Origin of the sequence: endosymbiont of Ridgeia piscesae (assembly GCF_001443665.1) — a bacterium.
GTDB classification, from domain to species: Bacteria; Pseudomonadota; Gammaproteobacteria; order Chromatiales; family Chromatiaceae; genus Endoriftia; species Endoriftia persephonae.
Map to the genome: position 1 here is coordinate 1 of NZ_KQ557138.1, position 16,256 is coordinate 16,256.

Sequence of the window (16,256 nt, forward strand, 5' to 3'; positions counted from 1 at the left end):
GCCTCCACTACATCTTTCCTTTTCTGATCACGCTGTTCTTTTATCGTAGCCATGGAAAGCAGTATACACTGCCAATACTTTCGGAACGATTAATACCTGGGTGGGCTGTTTGTGATGCAGTGTTTTCAGCTCTACACCAGTGCTGTGCTCTACGTGGTGCTATTCCTTGGCGGTGGCTACAACTGGCCCGATCTGTTGTTGAAGAGTTTCCTGGTCGTCGCCATTCCCATGACCATCGCCTTTCTGTTTCCGCGTTACCGCACCGAAGATATGATCAGATTGGTGTGGAAGTGGCCGGTGATATTGGGGCTGTTCGGTCTGGCGTTTGTGATGTGACAGGAGGGAAGGGGTTTTGAGTGTTGAGTTGATGTGTGCGTTTGCTCGCAGGTCATTTGATTAAACCGTGTGGCGAGTGAGCATTCAATTATTTTGAAGCCAACTTAGCCTCATGCTTATATCGGATACTGGGGAAGTCGCTGTAAGTTAGTATTAGGGTAAAAGCATGGGAAAATTGCACATACTGCCTTGTCTTGATTCTTATCAGATGGCCGCATCCAGGCGACAAGAGTTAAACATCTCCAGGGATGTTGCTGCTGCATTCGGTCGATCTGCGGTGGAGGCGGCCCATAAAGGTATCTATGTTGACGAAAGGGGTCAAAGGGTTGGTTGGCGCAACGCTGTACAAGTTGCTTGTGCTGCCAAGATGAGCATAGCTCCGAATCATGTACTGCCAAGTAGTGAGTGCAGCACTTGCTATGAGACTCGGGTTCAAGTCACCAATGAGACCACGCTCGGAGCGGCGCGACGCTTCGTTGAAAGAGGCTTGCGACCTCTTGCACTGAATTTCGCCAACGGTATCTATCCTGGCGGGGGGTTCCGTAGTGGTGCCAGAGCCCAAGAGGAGGTACTTTGCCGATCCTCCGCACTATATCGAACAATAGTTGGTGACCGGATGTATACAGAACACCGCAAACGTCGATTGCCGGATTCTACGGATTGGGTAATCTATTCACCTGATGTCCCTGTTTTCCGAATGGATAACGGAAAGGCGCTGAAGCAGCCTTGGTTACTGAGCTTTATTACATGCGCAGCCCCTATGGCACGCCATATTGGTCAACCGAAAGCGGGAGACCTCTTGCAAAAACGGATTCATCGTATTCTTTCTGTTGCGCGGGCGTATGGGTATTCTGCATTAGTGCTGGGTGCGTGGGGCTGCGGTGCTTTTGGGAATGATCCTCATCGCACTGCTAGGGACTTCCGACAGGCTTTGGAAAATGATTTTAACGGAGCGTTCTCCGATATTGTATTTGCCATTACAGACTGGTCGTTGAAAAGAGAGTTTCTTGGACCTTTCCGCGATGTATTTGCGGCAAGTGGCAATGATCACGTTCCTGTGCCGTAGGAGGAACCCCTGCCTTAGTCAGATATTTTTCGGTTTCATTCGCGCTCTTGAGCTCAATCTGCGAATGAGCCATAAGTCGTCAGCCATGTTTCGCCATAACCATAGGAATGTATAAATGAGGTTGTCTTTTTTTCTGCCTGAATATGTATTGAAGCTATATGCTCAGCACGGGGATGAGATGTCGGATCTTTTTGGTCCATGTTCTGAATTGAGAGTTACTTTGTCCGCAAATCCAAACTATTATGATTATCTGCACCTTATTAGGCTGGTTGAGGATGGGACCGTCGAACTGATTGATGGGGCAGGGCAGTCTATTAATACAGAGGTTAATGGGAAATATTCTATCTATGAGATGGATGCCGATACTGTAAGTATAAAATTTTATGATTTGGTAGAAGCCGACTCCTATCGGCCTGATGAAAAGATTAGGGATATTGATCCATTTGTGGTTAAGGTGGTCAAAGAGAAGGGTAACTTTGCTTTTCGTCAAGAAGTTATTTGGCGTATAGATAGTGAAGACGATTGGCCTTGTTTATTGTTTGATACAAGGTTTGTGTTTGAGTTTGATCCACTTTGTTTTTGGCAAGTCAATCGAAAAAGGAATCCGTATTATCTGCTTGAAAATAAAGAGCAGGATGGGCCGATTCGGCACTATTATTTAGATGAGAAGAAACTTACATTAAAAGAAATGCAAGATTTAGGCATTCCAAAGGAAAGTTTTTGGTAGTTATTTTGTGAAGCATAGATTCATATGAGTACGATCAAACAGATACCGGTCGTGACCGGGAAGCGCAGTAACCCCCTGGCCCGGGTCTTTGATGAACTGGTGCGATTTTGCCGCTCTCGCTCGCTGTTCATCCTCCACTACTGCACCGGCTGCGGGGCGATTGAGTTGCCGCCGGCGATGACCTCCCGCTTCGACATGGAGCGCCTGGGTCTTCAACCGATGGTCTCGCCGCGTCAGGCCGATATCCTGCTGATAACGGGTTACGTTTCGATCAAGACCCTGAAGCGGGTGATCCTCACCTACGAGCAGATGGGCTCGCCTAAGTATGTCATCGGCATCTGCTCCTGCACCGTCAACGGCGGCATGTACTGGCAGAGCTACGCTACCGCCAAAAAGCTGGATGAGTACATGCCGGTGGATCTCTACATCGCCGGTTGTATGCCGCGGCCCGAGGCGGTGATCACCGGCCTGCGGCAGTTGATGGAACAGATCAGGCATGGAGAGGCCAACCGCTGGCAGGACTACTACCGCCGATACGACTGGTACCTGGGGAACCAGCAGCACCTGTTCGGTGACAACTGGCAGACCCCCACCGATGTGATCGCCGAAGCGGAGCACTATGGCCTGATCGGCGATCAGACCCTGGGACGGCACACGGCGCTATTGCAACAGCATCAGAAGCCGCTGGAGGCGCTGGAGATGCGGCTTAAATAGTTTGCAATGGTGGTATTTGCACAACTCACAATTCATAACTGAGAAGTTGGATTGATGGAACAGCAGCTCGACAAGGTACTGAAAGAGATTGAAGGCATAGAGGTGCGGCGCAAGCGATCGCGCCGGGTACGGGTGGATCTACCGGCCGATGCACTGCCGGCGCTGCTGGAACTGCTGCAGGGCAAGGCCGGTTATCTGCACCTCTCCGCCATCAGCTGTGTCGACTGGATCGATGAGGGAGAGTTTGAGCTGGTCTACCATGTCTGGTCCTACGAGAGTCAGTCGCTGGTTTCCGCCCATGTGCGCATCGCCCGCGATCCTGGCGTCTACCTTTCGGTCTACGACATCTACCAGCCCGCCGCCTTCTTTGAGCGTGACATCCACGAGATGTACGGTCTTTGGTTCGAGGGTAGCCCCAACATGGAAAGGTTCATTCTCACCGAGTGGGAGGGGCCACCTCCCATGCGCAAGGAGTTCGATAGCGAGGCCTATGTCAACCAACACCTCAACTGGCAGAACTATCAGCCTGACTGGCTGCTGGATCTGGTGGAGCAGGGTGGGGGTATCGAGGTGCCGCCGGAGGAGCAGCGCTTCAGCCAGAAAGGCAAGGTGGGGGACTAGCCATGCGACCGGAGAACTACCAGGCGATTAGCCAGCCGCCGAGCAACGAGTACGAACTCAACTTCGGGCCCAACCACCCAGGCATTGAGGGCAACTACGCTCTCAAGGTGAAACTGCATGGTGACAAGGTGATCGAGGCTAAGGCCGACGGCGGCTATCTGCACCGAGGCTTCGAGAAGCTGATGGAGCAGCGCTTGTGGATTCAAAATATCGCCCTGGTGCCGCGTATCTGTGTGCCCGATCCCTCTCCCATGGAAGTCTGCTACTCGATGGCGGTGGAGGATCTGTGCGGCCTGGAGGTGCCGGAGCGGGCTCAGTGGATCCGCGTGATGCAGTTGGAGCTGTCGCGCATCGCCGCGCATCTCTTTACCTTCGGCGGCCATGCGGCCACCACCGGCATGTACAGCACCATGTATTGGGGGGTGGCGGACCGTGACCTGCTGCTCGACCTGTTTGAGGAGTTCACCGGCGGCCGAGTCTACAGCATCTACAACATCCCCGGTGGGGTGCGCAGGGAACTGCCGGAGGGGTTTCTCAAACGGCTCGCCGATACCCTCGATTACATCGAGTCGCGCCTGCCCGACTACGACAACCTCTTCTTCACCAACCAGGTGTTTGTGCAGCGCGCTAAGGGGGTTGGAGTAATGAGCCAAGAGCAGGCCCTGGAGTGGGGTGTCACCGGACCCAACCTGCGCGCCACCGGCCTGGCCTTCGATGTGCGTAGAGATGACCCCTACCTGATCTACGATCAGATCGACTTCGAGATCCCCACGCAAGATGCAGGGGATGCCTGGGCCCGTACCCTGGTGCGCCGCGCCGAGCTGCAGCAGAGCATCCGCATCCTGCGCCAGGTGATCGCGGCGCTGCCCGATATCAAAGGGCCGCTCCGTGCGCCTATTCCCAATCCCCTGGCGTGGAACGTGCCGGCGGGGGAGACCTACAGTCGGGTCGAATCCTCCAAGGGTGAGCTCTGCTACTTCGTGGTCTCCAATGGCGGCCCTAAACCCCACCGGGTGCATGTGCGTGGGCCATCATCCATGCATGCGGTGCAGGTGCTGGAAAAACTCGCTGTGGGCTCGCGTATCGAGGACGTGGCACAGACCATGTTCTCGCTGGACGCCTGTCCGCCGGAGGTCGACCGCTGATGTCCGACATCGACTATAAGGATAAGGGCAGCATCCTTAATCCGCTGAAGAGTCTGCAGTTCTTCGCCCGCAAGCCGGTGACAGAGTCGCTCGAGCCGCGGCCAGCAGCGGAGAACTATCGCGGCTTCCACCTCAACGATCACAATAAATGCATCGGCTGCAGCTCCTGCCAGAAAGTGTGTGACAACGCCGCCATCACCATGGTCAAGGTGCCGCATCTGCGGGAGGATCCGGTGCAGGGCATCCGCAACCTGCGCCCGGCTATCGACTATGGCCGCTGCTGCTGGTGCGCGCTCTGTGTCGATATCTGTCCCACCGGGGCGATCACTCTCTCCCGGGAGTATGTGCATACCTGCACCCAGGCGCAGATCGACAGCTACTTCATACTGCCCAACGAGACCGGTATCCACGGCGAGTTTCATGGCCAGGGTTGGACCAAAACCGCTGACTCCGACCTGCTGGACCTGGAACGCCAGCCGATGGCGGAGCTGGAGCCTGAGCAACGCATCGACAACTTTGACGAGATCGTTGCCGGTTTCACCCTGCAGCAGGCGGTGCTGGAGGCCTCCCGCTGCGTGCAGTGTGGGATGTGCCACGATGCTTGTCCGACCCATATGGATGCGCCGGAGTACATCCGCGCCATCTGGCAGGAGGATCTGGAAGGCGCAGTACGCTGGATCTACCGCTCCAACCCCTTCTCCCACGTCTGCGGCCGGGTCTGCACCCGCCGTTGTGAGAGCGCCTGCTCCATCGGTCGCCGCGGTGACCCGGTGGCGATCCGCTGGCTCAAACGCTACGCCATGGATGCGGTGGGCCATGCGCGCGTCAAGGCGATCGCTGCCGAGGGCAAGGCCGACTACCTGACCGGTCACCGTATCGCTATCATCGGCGCCGGCCCCGCCGGGCTCACCGCCGCCTATGACCTGGCATGCAAGGGGCACGAGGTCACCGTGTTCGAGGCGCGGGAGAAGCCGGGCGGTATGACCCGCTACGGTATCCCGGAGTACCGGCTTCCCTACGATATGCTGGATCGGGACATCGACGTCATCACCTCCCTGGGGGTGAAGATCGAGTGCAACACCCAGGTCGGGGTCGATATCAGTATGCCGCAGCTGCAGCGAGGTTACGACGCTGTGGCACTGGCTATTGGCCTGCACCTGGGGCGTTCCACCCGTATTCCAGGCAGCGACCATGCCCAGGTGAAGAAAGCGGTGGAGCTGTTGCGTGCCATCACCGACGAGCAGCCGTTCGAGCTGCCGCGACAGGCGGTGGTTATTGGTGGCGGCAACGTGGCGATGGATATTGCCCGCTCTTTGGCTCGGCTGCAGAAGCAGCAGTTTGGCGAGGTGCAGGTGACGGTCACCGCGCTGGAGGATCAGGCCCACTTCCTGGCCGATCCGGTGGAGATCAAGGAGTGCCATGAGGAGGGGGTCGAGATTCTCGACGCCCGCGGCCCCCAGGAGTTTGTGGTGGAGGAGGACAAACTGAAGGGGCTGAAAAGCTGGCGGGTGCGCTCCATCTTCGATGAGCAGGGGCGCTTCGCCCCCAGTTATGACGAGTCTGACGAACAGCTCCACCCCGGTGAGATGGTGGTCGAGGCGATCGGCCAGATGGCGGATGTCAGTCTGTTGGGTGATGCGCTGACCGAACAGTTGGCGTGGAACCGGGGGCGCATCCAGGTGGATGAAAACGGTCGTACCTCAGTGGATGGGTTCTGGGCCGCTGGCGACTGTGTCAACGGACCGGACGTGGTGCACGCGGTGGCGGATGGACTCCGGATTGCGGCCAGCATCGACGGCTGGCTGAATTTGAAGGAGAGGGCGGATCATGAGTGAGGGCAATGCATCCGGTCACGACAGACTGAAGTCACAGAAGAGCCTGGATGAGATCCTGGCTGTCGCCATCGAGTTTGAACGAACAGCACGGGACTTCTATCGTGACCTGATCCCCAAGGTGAGCAAGCAGATTCGCTGGCTGGTTGAGGAGTTGGCGAAGGAGGAGCAGCGCCACTACGATCTCTTCTGTGAGCTGCGCACCCGACCCGATATCGAGCAGCAGCTTAAGATAAAGATGAAGTTGCCGGCCAGTGATCACAGGTTTTCGGACGCCATCCAGCTCCCCGATCTGGGGGCGAAACCGGACGACCAGTCGGTACTCCAGTATGCGCTCGGTCGTGAACATGCCGCCATGGAGCAATACCGCTCATTGGCTGACAGTAGCGACTCCGGCCCAATCAAAGAGCTGTTTGCGTTTCTCGCCAACGAAGAGACCCAGCACAAGAATGAGCTGGAAAAGCTCTATTACGAAGTCGTGCACAGCGGCGGCGTCTAGCCCGTTTATGGCGGGCCAGCAGGAGAACGGGCCCAACTGATCTGGGCCCTAGAAGTTTCTCGCGTTATGCGGCCTCGTGGTAGACGGGCTCTCCCAACTCCTTGAAACCAAACAACTGCATTGCACGTTGGCCGTTGTAGTCCAGAACCCTCAGGTCATCGCTCTCGTGCAGGTTGTGCAGTACGTTCTGGAAGTGACCGCCGTAGCGGGCCTCCGCCATCTCGATCGGTACATCAAAGGCGAGGAATTTGCTGATCCCCTTGCCATCCAGTCGCTTCAGCAATGCTGGGTCCTCCAGTGAGGCGTACGAGGTGAGAATCACAATAGGTCCACTTCCGGTGAATAACATGGCAGCTTTCATGGTCGGCCTCCTCTTGATAGGCAACGGCACCGCTCCTCAGTTGCCCGATGCAGCTAGAAGCTCAATCCATCAGCATGGCAATGCGTGAATCGGCAACGGCTGGTTGCGAACAACCCCCTATTGGAATTTTAGTCAATCCACCAGCTGGTTGTGTCTCTCCAGAGCGTCCTACGGCTGGCTGTCATCCAGCTGATATTGAACCACTATATAGAGAAAGCGTTCAGCGTATGCTTGGCGACTTGCTGAGCCAAATAGTAGGTGAGGTGTGCCGGGGCGATGGAGATTCTATCGATAGCGATTACCCTGTTTCTGATCATGGACCCGTTCGGCAATATCCCGGTGTTTCTGTCGATCCTGGAGCGGGTGACGGAAGAGCGGCGCCGGGTGGTGCTGGCGCGGGAGCTGCTGCTGGCCCTAGTGGTGATCCTGCTGTTTGTCTTTTTTGGCGGGACAGTGATGAGCCTGTTTGGTTTGAGCCGGGCGGCGGTAACCATCGCCAGTGGCGCCATTCTGTTTCTGATCGCCTTGCGGTTGGTGTTTCCTGAGAAGGAGGCGGCAGCGGATGATGAGTTCGAGGATGAACCGCTGCTGGTGCCTCTGGCAGTGCCGCTTATCGCCGGTCCTTCTCTGCTGGCGGTATTGCTGGTATTTACCGCCACGGAACCTGACGCCCGTGGCACACTGTTAATTGCGGCACTACTCGCCTGGTTGGCGACTTCTGCTATTTTGCTGGCCTCGACCTTCCTCTATCGAGTGTTCTCCCGTCGGGGGCTGGAGGCGATTGCGCGACTCATGGGCATGATCCTGATCGCCTTGGCTGTGCAGTTTCTGCTCGACGGGGTCAGTGACTATCTTTCCTGTTGCACTTGATGATGTTTATCAGCGGCTGGTAAGTGTCTGAAATCACAGTTTAAGCGCAAAGGTGGATGAAGTGTGAACCGGGTTCCCCGGGTTCCGACTGATCGGTCACGATACTTATTCCTGCAGCAGAGTAAGCTTCCTGGCAGTGACCAACCGGAGCAACAGGAAACCATGTCAAGCTACTCGTACAACACGTTTTTTGCACTCAGCCTGCTGGCCGCCACCGCACTGACGGGCTGTGGGACCGATAGTGTAACCCTGCAGAGCGTATCCACTTCTAACAGCAGCGTTATCGATACTCAGGCTGTGGACAACAGCTTTGTTGGAGAGTCCGGTGTCAGCACGGTGACGTCCAATCCTGTTGAGATTAGCACCCCGGTGGTGGAGAAAAGTGCGCCTGAGGCCAACCCCGACTTTGTTTCAACGACGAAGAACGCCAATGTGGTGATTCCGGTGCTGGAAAACGACAACTCCCCCGATGCTGAGATTGTCAGGCTCGACATTATCAGCTGGCCGAATGCCGGGGAGCTGGTCGTCGAGGCCAATGGCTCGGTGATCTACAGCCCGCATGCGGGCTTTGAAGGGAGCGATTCCTTCGTCTATCAGATCGAGGACGAGAACGGCGAGATCGCATCGGCGCTGGTCGATATCCGTGTCTCCTGTGACGCACAGGCGGGTGAGTGCAGCTACCCGGTGCGACTCTCCTGGTCGATTGAGAAGAGCGACGACGTCACAGGTTACTATGTCTACCACGGGCTCAACTCCGGCGACTATCCGGATCGCCACTGGGTTCCAAACCTAGAGACCGTGTTCGAGATCGAGCTGGCGGATTTGGGCAGCCACTTCTTTGTGGTGACAGTGGTGGACAAGGATGGCCAGGAGTCGGGCTACTCCAAAGAGGCGATTATCGTTCTTTAGCCGTGAACAGCCTGCTTTCGGGAGAAAATAGTCATGCCATCAGGGCTGCAGTAAGCAGCATCATTGTTTCGGTAATCTCAACCAACGCCCCGGCGGTGTCGCCGGTGGTACCGCCGATTCGCCTCAGCATGAGAGTGTGTAGCAGAAAGAATATGCCCGCCATGGTAAACAGCAGCCAAAACCCTGCGATGCCAATAAAGATGGGAACCGCAGCCAGAGTGGAAAGAGTCACGACTAGGCTCACACGGCGGGGCAAATGGCCTGAGAGCAAGCTTCCAAGGCCGTTTGACCGGACATAAGGCGTAGTGAGGAATAGCAGCACCAGTGCTGTGCGCCCAAGCACGGGAGCCAGTAGCAGGGCTTGCCAGTTTTCGCTGGTGATGAGGTGTTGCAGTGCTGTGAATTTGATCAGCAGAACCAGCACCAGGGTGACCACCGCCGCCGGGCCGCAATAGGGATCTTTCATGATCGCAAGCGTCCGTTTGCGATCACCCAAGCCGCCGATCCAGGCATCGGCGCTGTCGGCCAATCCATCCAGGTGGAGTGCCCCTGTCAACAATACCCAGAGCGTGAGTGCCAAGGCTGCGGCTACGAATGTGGGCGTTTCATTAAGCCCCAGGACAAGGACGGCAAGCAGCGCGCCGATGACCAGTCCAACCAGCGGATAGTAGAGCAGCGAACGCCCCATCGTCTTGTTATCCGGCGGTTTCTTGAGCCGTACAGGCAGTACGGTGAGAAACTGCAGAGCGACCAGGAAAGGGCGGGGCGGGAACATGTCAGAGCTGTTCGATCAGTGTGGTGGATGGGGTTTCCTGCGCATCAATTGAGGCGCGTAGGGAGTATAAGGCTCCATGTTTGACCTCGATCTCCAACAGTCTGCCAACCGGACGTTGTTGTACCTGACAGAGCAGCACGCGGATCACCCCACCGTGGGTGACGACCAGCACACGCTCTCCTGTGTGAGCATGGATGATGCTGTTCCATGCGGTGAGCACACGCGCTTGAAACTGCGCCAGCGGCTCGCCATCGGGCGGTGTGTGTTGCTCCGGATCGGCCCAGAAGCGTACCAGCGCATTCGGCTCTTCCTCCATCAGTTCGGCCGCACTGCGGCCTTCCCAGGCGCCGAAGTGAATCTCGCTCAGGCGCTGCTTGATGGTGAGAGGCAGCGAATGTTGTTGTGCAAACTCTCTGGCGAAACCGGCGCAGCGTTTGAGCGGTGAGCTGATCACTCGATCCCAGTGAGGCTCTCCGTTGGTGGCACTCCTCATCTGATCCCAACCGATATCGGTCAGCGGATCGTCCGTGCTGCCGCGAAACCGGGGACCGCCTTCTGTTTCGCCATGGCGCAGGAGATCGATCTGGATGATGCCTTCCATGACGCCAGATCAGAGTTTTTCCGAGACCGCTGCCTCGGCGAATGTGGCCATCTCGTTGTGCAGCGTGCAGGCGAGTCGGATCAGCGGCACTGCGACGGCTGCGCCGCTGCCCTCGCCCAGACGCATGCCGAGATCCAGCAAGGGGCGAGCATCGAGTGCATCGAGCACGGTTCGATGGCCTGGTTCTGCTGAGGCGTGGGAGAAAAGAAACCAGTCTTCGGCACCAGGGCAGAGCCGTGCAGCTGTGAGTGTCGCCACCGAGCTGATGAAGCCATCCACCAGCACCGGCAGGCCCATCTGTGCGCACGCCATATAGCTGCCGGTCAGGGCTGCGATCTCGAAGCCACCGAGCCGACGCAACGCCTCCAATGGTGTACCAAGGTGCTGGCTGTGCCGCTCCAGCGCCTGGTGGATCACCTCGCTCTTGTGCGCCACTCCCTGCGCATTCAGGCCGGTGCCTGGGCCTGCGAGTCGTTCAGGTGGGGCATTGAGCAGGGCGCAGGCCAGCGCCGCCGCGGCGGTGGTGTTGCCGATGCCCATCTCGCCGCCGATGAAGAGCTGGGCGCCAGCGAGCTTGGCGCGTTCGGCCGCCTGTCGCCCCCCATGCATGGCGCGTGCAAGCTGCTGCTCGTCCATGGCCGGCTCCCGACAGAGGTTGGCGGTGCCGGGAGCAAGCGGCAGGTTCAACACGCCTTCCAGGGGGCCGGGGTCGTTGACCGTACCCAGATTGATCACCTCCAGCTCTGCGCCGAGTTCGCGGGCCAACACGCTGATCGCAGCGCCACCGCGGGCGAAGTTTTTTACCATCTCGGTGGTGACTGCCTGGGGAAAGGCGGAGACACCTTCAGCCACTACGCCGTGATCGGCGGCAAACACGGCGATATAGAGCTGCTCCACGCCGGGTCGCTTGCTGCCTTGCAGCGCTGCCAGGCGGATCGCGGTCTGCTCAAGTAGCCCCAGGGCGCCAGGGGGCTTGGTGAGAACTGCCTGACGTGCCTCGGCCGCCTGCCGGGCTGTCTCGTCTGGGGTGGCGGCTGGTACCTGCAACCATTCAGTGGTCGTGTTCAAAGTTGACCTCCCTTTAATATGTGAGGCAGGCCAGCGACCGTTAGGATCACCTGGTCGCAGGCCTGTGCGAGTTCCTGATGCAGCCGGCCGGCTTCATCGCAGTAGCGGCGGCTGAGTTCACCCAGCGGCATCACACCCATATTGGTTTCATTGCTGACCAGAATGATCTGGCCCTGCAGCGTCGGCAGCACCGCCAGCAGAGCCGCACGCTCACGCTCGAACAGGCTTGAGTCCTCTGCCATCAGCAGGTTGGTGAGCCAGAGTGTCAGGCAGTCAACCAGCAGGCAGTGTCCAGCAAGCGCGTGAGTGTTCAGCACAGCGGCGAGTTGGATCGGTTCCTCGATCAGCTGCCAATGCGCTGGCCGGTGACGGCGATGTGCGGCAATGCGTGCGCGCATCTCCTCGTCCTGCGCCGTTGCGGTTGCGATGTAGCTGACCGGCTGTTGACTATCGCGCGCGAGGCGTTCGGCCAGCCGGCTCTTGCCGGAGCGGACACCACCGAGGATCAGGGTCTTGGCGTTCATCATGTCGATACCGCCTTCAGTCCAAGCAGTGACAGCAGCCGGGCAGTATCCAAGTGTTGTTCCACCGCATCGGCCAGCCGCTCAATGGCGGCCTCACGCAGTGCCAGGTAATCCTCTGGTTGTGCATCGCTCAGTCCGGCCCAGCCGAGCAGCGCGGTACAGGCGGAGGGCGACTCGAACAGGCCGTGCAGGTAGCTGCCGAGGATCAGCCCATCGTCGCTGATCGCCCCATCCGGGCCCTGGCTGAGCTGCAGCGCCGGTCGGTCAAGGGCCGGGCCTCGGGTGACGCCGGCATGGATCTCGTAGCCGCTTATCTCTGCCTCAGTCGCTCCCGGCATCCTGCCTCCCGTGACACTTGTGCATCCCTGCGCGTCGTTGATGGTGAGTCTGCCGCGCACATTGCGTAGTTGCTTTTCCGGCTCCAGTGTTGTCTCCAGATTGAGTAAGCCCAAGCCGTCGCTGCTGCCTGGATCACCTTCGAGACCTGCTGGGTCGTGTATCGCTCTGCCCAACATCTGAAAGCCGCCGCAGATACCGATCAGTCTGCCGCCGTAACGCAGATGCCGTTGGATTGCCGCTTCCCAGCCTTGCTCGCGCAACCAGGCGAGATCCTGGCGCACGCTCTTGGAGCCCGGCAGGATGATCAGATCGGCGGCGGGTATGGCTGCGTTTGGCGCGACAAATTGCAGATCCACCTGCGGATGCAGGCGTAGTGGATCGAAATCGGTATGGTTGCTGATGCGTGGCAGGGTAGGGACGATGATGCGGATGCACGGTGTTTCTGATTGCGAGGCTGGGCTGGGTTCACGCGGCAGCGCATCCTCTGCCTCCAGGTGCAGGTCATGCAACCAGGGAAGCACCCCGATCACTGGTTTGCCGGTGTGTTGTTCGAGCCACTCCAGTCCGGATTGCAGCAACCGAATGTCGCCACGAAAGCGGTGGATGACAAAGCCCTTGACTCGCGCCTGTTCGCTTTCACTCAACAGGGCGAGGGTGCCGACCAGATGGGCGAACACGCCGCCGCGGTCGATATCGGCGACCAGAATCACCGGACAGTCCACCGCCTCGGCAAAGCCCATGTTGGCGATGTCGTTTGCGTGCAGATTGATCTCCGCCGGTGAGCCGGCGCCTTCGACGATGATTGTGTCAAAGGCATCGCTGAGGCGGTTGTGCGATTCGAGCACCGCGGCACGGGCGGTGCGTTTGTAGTCGTGGTAGGCGCGTGCATCCATGGTGTCGACCGCATGGCCATGAATGATGACCTGGGCCCCGACATCGGTATTGGGCTTGAGCAGCACCGGATTCATGTCGGTGTGTGGTTGCAGGCCGCAGGCCAGTGCCTGCGCTGCCTGGGCGCGGCCGATCTCGCCACCATCTGCTGTCACGGCACTGTTCAGTGCCATGTTCTGCGGCTTGAAGGGTGCGACGCGCACACCCTGCCGGAGCAGCCAGCGGCACAGGGCCGTTACCAGCAGGCTCTTGCCGGCATCGGAGGTGGTGCCCTGGATCATCAGCGTGCGGGCGCTCATCTGCTGGCCTCGGCGAGATCAATCACTGCCAGCCTGGCCACTGCGCTTCGGTTTGCCTGGCAGTGAAGCGCAGGGAGGCACTAATTTTGTGGGAGCCATGGATGGCGGGAGCGAACTCACAAATCGATCCCCTTTTGCGCCCGCACGCCGGCACGGAAGGCGTGTTTGATGTCGCGCAGTTCGGTCACGGTGTCGGCCGCGTCACACAGCGCCTGAGGCGCGCCGCGGCCGGTAATGACCACGTGCTGCATCGGTGGGCGGGCTTTGAGGTCGGCCAGCACGGTATCGATCTCCAGCCAGCCATACTTGAGGGGATAGGTGAGCTCATCGAGTACGACCAGGCCCAGAGATGGATCGTGCAACATCTCCCGTACCACGGTCCAGCCGCGTTGCGCGGTCTCGATATCGCGGGTGAGGTTCTGCGTCTCCCAGGTGAAGCCTTCACCGAGCAGATGCCAGACCACGCCGGGCTGGCGCTGGAAGAAGGCCTCTTCGCCGGTGTCCGAGTGACTCTTGATGAACTGCGCCACGCCGACTTTCATGCCATGCCCCAGGGCGCGGGCCAGCATGCCGAAGGCCGAACTGGACTTGCCCTTGCCGTTACCGGTAAGCACTAGCAACAGGCCCTGGTCCCGGTCCGCGCGGGCGATGGCGGTATCCACCGCCTCCTTCTTGCGCTGCATGCGACCGCGGTGGCGCTGCTTCGGCTGGTCGCTGCTCACGGCTTCGCTCCCGCAGTCATCAGGGCGGTCAGGACGGGACAGGGCAGTCGCTGATGGCGTGTGGAGGGGCTACGCACGGTTTTCTCCTCTGCGATGGATCAGGGTTGGTAACGCAAGGTCAGGTAGAGGCTGCGCCCAGGCTGTTTGTAGAAAGCAGCGGTCTCGTACTCTTTGTCGAGCAGGTTCTCGAGGCGCGCCTGTAGCCGCCACTCTCGGGCGAGGTTGTATTCGGTGCGCAGATCGACTGTGGCATAGCCGCCGAGTTTACGGCTGTTGGCCAGGTCATCATAGCGTTTGCCTTCTGCCAGCAGCGTTGCGCCGAGCGCGTAGTTGCCAAACTGGCGATCTGCATCGAAGCGCAGGGATTGTTTGGCACGCCGCGGCAGCAGCTTGCCGTTGTTGGTGCCGCTTGAGCGGTTCTTGGGTTCGAGCAGGGTGAGATTGGTGTCGAGGCTCCAGCCCCCGATCTGGGTGCTGACGACCGCTTCAAGGCCGCGGATGCGTGCCTGGTCGATGTTGGCGGGGACGAAGGTGGTTGGGTCGAAGGCGATCAGATCGTCGATGCGGGTTTCATAGGCGTTGAGCGACCAGTGCCCCCAGCTGACCGAGCCACTCAGGCCAAGCTCGAAACTGCGCGACTCTTCGGGCCGCAGGTCGGCATTACCGAAGCCGGGAAAGTAGAGCTCGTTGAAGGTCGGCGCCTTAAAAGCAGTGCCGTAAGAGGCGGTGAGCCGCAGGCTGTTAGCCAATGCGTAACCCCAGGCTGCCCCGCCAGTCGTGCGCTGGCCAAACTGCTCGTTGTCGTCACGGCGCAGGGAGAGTTGCAGGTCGTGGGCGGAAAATGTGCCCTGGTACTGGGTGAACAGCCCCTTGTTGTCGCGGGAGCTGACCACATAGGCGGTGTTGCTATCGACCTTGTCGCTCTGGTAGTCGATACCCAGGGTGAGCAGATGATCATCCGCGATGTAGAGATCGTTCTGCAAGGAGGCAGTATCGCGCTCGGTATCGAAGCGGGTCACAAAGGTGCCGTCCTTGAAGTTGTCGGACTCATCCCGGCTGCGGCCCGCTGCCAGGGTGAGCTGCCAGATCTCTATCGGCGAGAAACGGATCGTCCCGCCGATGACCTGCTGGATAGATTCTGATTCATTGACAAAGTCCCCATCGAATTCGGTGTTGCTGCTGGCACGCAGCGCGTGGGCATCAACCTCAATGTCGTTTTCAAACCGGTAGCCCGCGCGCAGGGAACTGGACAGGTTCTGGTGACCGTCCTTGTCGGGCTCGGTGGTAAAACACCCGGCACCGTCCGGGAACGGTTTGCCAGTACAGGCGTTGAAGCCCTCGGTGTCGATGCCACTTGCGTTGAGGTTGAACCAACCGCGTTCGCCGCCCCCTGAAATCCCTGCCGAGGCGGTATAGGTGCTGTAGCTGCCGCCGCCGATGCTGAAAAAGGGCGTGAGCGCGCCGCCGCCTTTGCGGGTGAAGATCTGGATCACACCGCCGATGGCCTCGGAGCCGTAGAGGCTGGAGCGTGGACCGCGTACGATCTCGATGCGTTCGATCTGCGCGATGGGAATCTGCTCAAAGGCGGTGGTGCCGAGGGTCGCAGAACCCATTTTGACACCGTCGATGAGCACCAGCACGTGGTCGGATTCGGTGCCGCGGAGGTGTATCGAGGTGGCTTTGCCGGGGCCGCCGTTGTTGCTGATGCTGACGCCCGGTACGCCGCGCAACAGGTCCTGGATGGATTGCGCCTGCTGGCGCTCGATATCATGGCGCGTGATGACGGTTACCGAGGCGAGGCTTTCGTCTACCGTCTGCGCGGTGCGGCTTGCGGTGACGATGACGGGATCGAGCTCGACGGTAAAAGCAGAGTGGGAGCTCAGCAGCAGTGTCGCTGCAGACAGATAGTGTCTCTTCATTCTTAATTTCCTCCGGCGCGCTCACCCGCGCGCGAAAC

General features: G+C 59.1%; 18 protein-coding genes. 10 read left to right on the forward strand and 8 right to left on the reverse strand.

What is annotated here, in order from left to right; genetic code table 11:
* The first annotated feature begins 114 nt into the window (after positions 1-114).
* From Ga0074115_RS11570 to Ga0074115_RS11600, 8 genes are all read left to right on the forward strand, one after another.
* Positions 115-336, forward strand: coding sequence for an NADH-quinone oxidoreductase subunit H (locus Ga0074115_RS11570; protein WP_057957224.1), 222 nt, complete (start codon positions 115-117; stop codon positions 334-336).
* Between the two features lie 208 nt (positions 337-544).
* On the forward strand, positions 545-1,402 hold the full coding sequence (locus tag Ga0074115_RS15870) for a TIGR02452 family protein (protein WP_232433068.1): 858 nt from the start codon (positions 545-547) through the stop codon (positions 1,400-1,402).
* 115 nt (positions 1,403-1,517) lie between these two features.
* Positions 1,518-2,129, forward strand: coding sequence for a hypothetical protein (locus tag Ga0074115_RS11575; RefSeq protein ID WP_057957223.1), 612 nt, complete (start codon positions 1,518-1,520; stop codon positions 2,127-2,129).
* A gap of 24 nt (positions 2,130-2,153) precedes the next feature.
* Positions 2,154-2,843 carry an NADH-quinone oxidoreductase subunit B gene (locus tag Ga0074115_RS11580; protein ID WP_057957222.1) on the forward strand — a complete coding sequence of 230 codons (690 nt, stop codon included), beginning with the start codon at positions 2,154-2,156 and terminating at the stop codon, positions 2,841-2,843.
* A gap of 54 nt (positions 2,844-2,897) precedes the next feature.
* Entirely contained in the window at positions 2,898-3,464 is a 567-nt protein-coding gene (locus Ga0074115_RS11585) for an NADH-quinone oxidoreductase subunit C (protein WP_057957221.1), read from the forward strand.
* 2 nt (positions 3,465-3,466) lie between these two features.
* A complete protein-coding gene (locus tag Ga0074115_RS11590) occupies positions 3,467-4,609 on the forward strand; it encodes an NADH-quinone oxidoreductase subunit D (protein ID WP_057957220.1) in 1,143 nt (380 codons plus the stop codon).
* Entirely contained in the window at positions 4,609-6,444 is a 1,836-nt protein-coding gene (locus Ga0074115_RS11595; protein WP_060528548.1) for an FAD-dependent oxidoreductase, read from the forward strand. The genes Ga0074115_RS11590 and Ga0074115_RS11595 overlap by 1 nt, the downstream gene beginning before the upstream one ends.
* On the forward strand, positions 6,437-6,940 hold the full coding sequence (locus Ga0074115_RS11600) for a ferritin family protein (protein ID WP_057956203.1): 504 nt from the start codon (positions 6,437-6,439) through the stop codon (positions 6,938-6,940). Before Ga0074115_RS11595 ends, Ga0074115_RS11600 begins: the two co-directional genes overlap by 8 nt.
* Before the next feature lie 64 nt (positions 6,941-7,004).
* On the opposite strand, the gene Ga0074115_RS11605 is transcribed toward Ga0074115_RS11600, so the two are convergent.
* A complete protein-coding gene (locus Ga0074115_RS11605) occupies positions 7,005-7,262 on the reverse strand; it encodes a cytosolic protein (RefSeq protein ID WP_324616994.1) in 258 nt (85 codons plus the stop codon).
* Between the two features lie 315 nt (positions 7,263-7,577).
* Here Ga0074115_RS11605 and Ga0074115_RS11610 point away from each other — a divergent pair, with 315 nt between their 5' ends.
* Entirely contained in the window at positions 7,578-8,171 is a 594-nt protein-coding gene (locus tag Ga0074115_RS11610; RefSeq protein ID WP_057956205.1) for a MarC family protein, read from the forward strand.
* Between the two features lie 162 nt (positions 8,172-8,333).
* Positions 8,334-9,080, forward strand: a complete 747-nt coding sequence (locus Ga0074115_RS11615; protein ID WP_057956206.1) for an Ig-like domain-containing protein — start codon at positions 8,334-8,336, stop codon at positions 9,078-9,080.
* A gap of 31 nt (positions 9,081-9,111) precedes the next feature.
* Here Ga0074115_RS11615 and Ga0074115_RS11620 read toward each other — a convergent pair whose 3' ends face one another.
* The 7 genes from Ga0074115_RS11620 to btuB form a co-directional block, all read right to left on the reverse strand.
* A complete protein-coding gene (locus Ga0074115_RS11620) occupies positions 9,112-9,855 on the reverse strand; it encodes an adenosylcobinamide-GDP ribazoletransferase (protein WP_057956207.1) in 744 nt (247 codons plus the stop codon).
* A 1-nt stretch (position 9,856) separates the two neighbouring features.
* Positions 9,857-10,456 carry an alpha-ribazole phosphatase gene (gene cobC, locus Ga0074115_RS11625; protein ID WP_057956208.1) on the reverse strand — a complete coding sequence of 200 codons (600 nt, stop codon included), beginning with the start codon at positions 10,454-10,456 and terminating at the stop codon, positions 9,857-9,859.
* A gap of 9 nt (positions 10,457-10,465) precedes the next feature.
* Complete coding sequence (gene cobT, locus Ga0074115_RS11630) at positions 10,466-11,524, reverse strand: nicotinate-nucleotide--dimethylbenzimidazole phosphoribosyltransferase (protein WP_057956209.1); 1,059 nt, start codon at positions 11,522-11,524, stop codon at positions 10,466-10,468.
* Positions 11,521-12,051: a bifunctional adenosylcobinamide kinase/adenosylcobinamide-phosphate guanylyltransferase gene (gene cobU / locus Ga0074115_RS11635; RefSeq protein WP_057956210.1), complete on the reverse strand. Its 531-nt coding sequence runs from the start codon at positions 12,049-12,051 to the stop codon at positions 11,521-11,523. Before cobU ends, cobT begins: the two co-directional genes overlap by 4 nt.
* On the reverse strand, positions 12,048-13,577 hold the full coding sequence (locus Ga0074115_RS11640) for a cobyric acid synthase (protein ID WP_057956211.1): 1,530 nt from the start codon (positions 13,575-13,577) through the stop codon (positions 12,048-12,050). The genes cobU and Ga0074115_RS11640 overlap by 4 nt, the downstream gene beginning before the upstream one ends.
* 116 nt (positions 13,578-13,693) lie before the next feature.
* Positions 13,694-14,299, reverse strand: a complete 606-nt coding sequence (cobO, locus tag Ga0074115_RS11645) for a cob(I)yrinic acid a,c-diamide adenosyltransferase (protein ID WP_082626825.1) — start codon at positions 14,297-14,299, stop codon at positions 13,694-13,696.
* A gap of 98 nt (positions 14,300-14,397) precedes the next feature.
* On the reverse strand, positions 14,398-16,218 hold the full coding sequence (gene btuB / locus Ga0074115_RS11650) for a TonB-dependent vitamin B12 receptor (protein WP_057956212.1): 1,821 nt from the start codon (positions 16,216-16,218) through the stop codon (positions 14,398-14,400).
* Positions 16,219-16,256 lie beyond the last annotated feature (38 nt).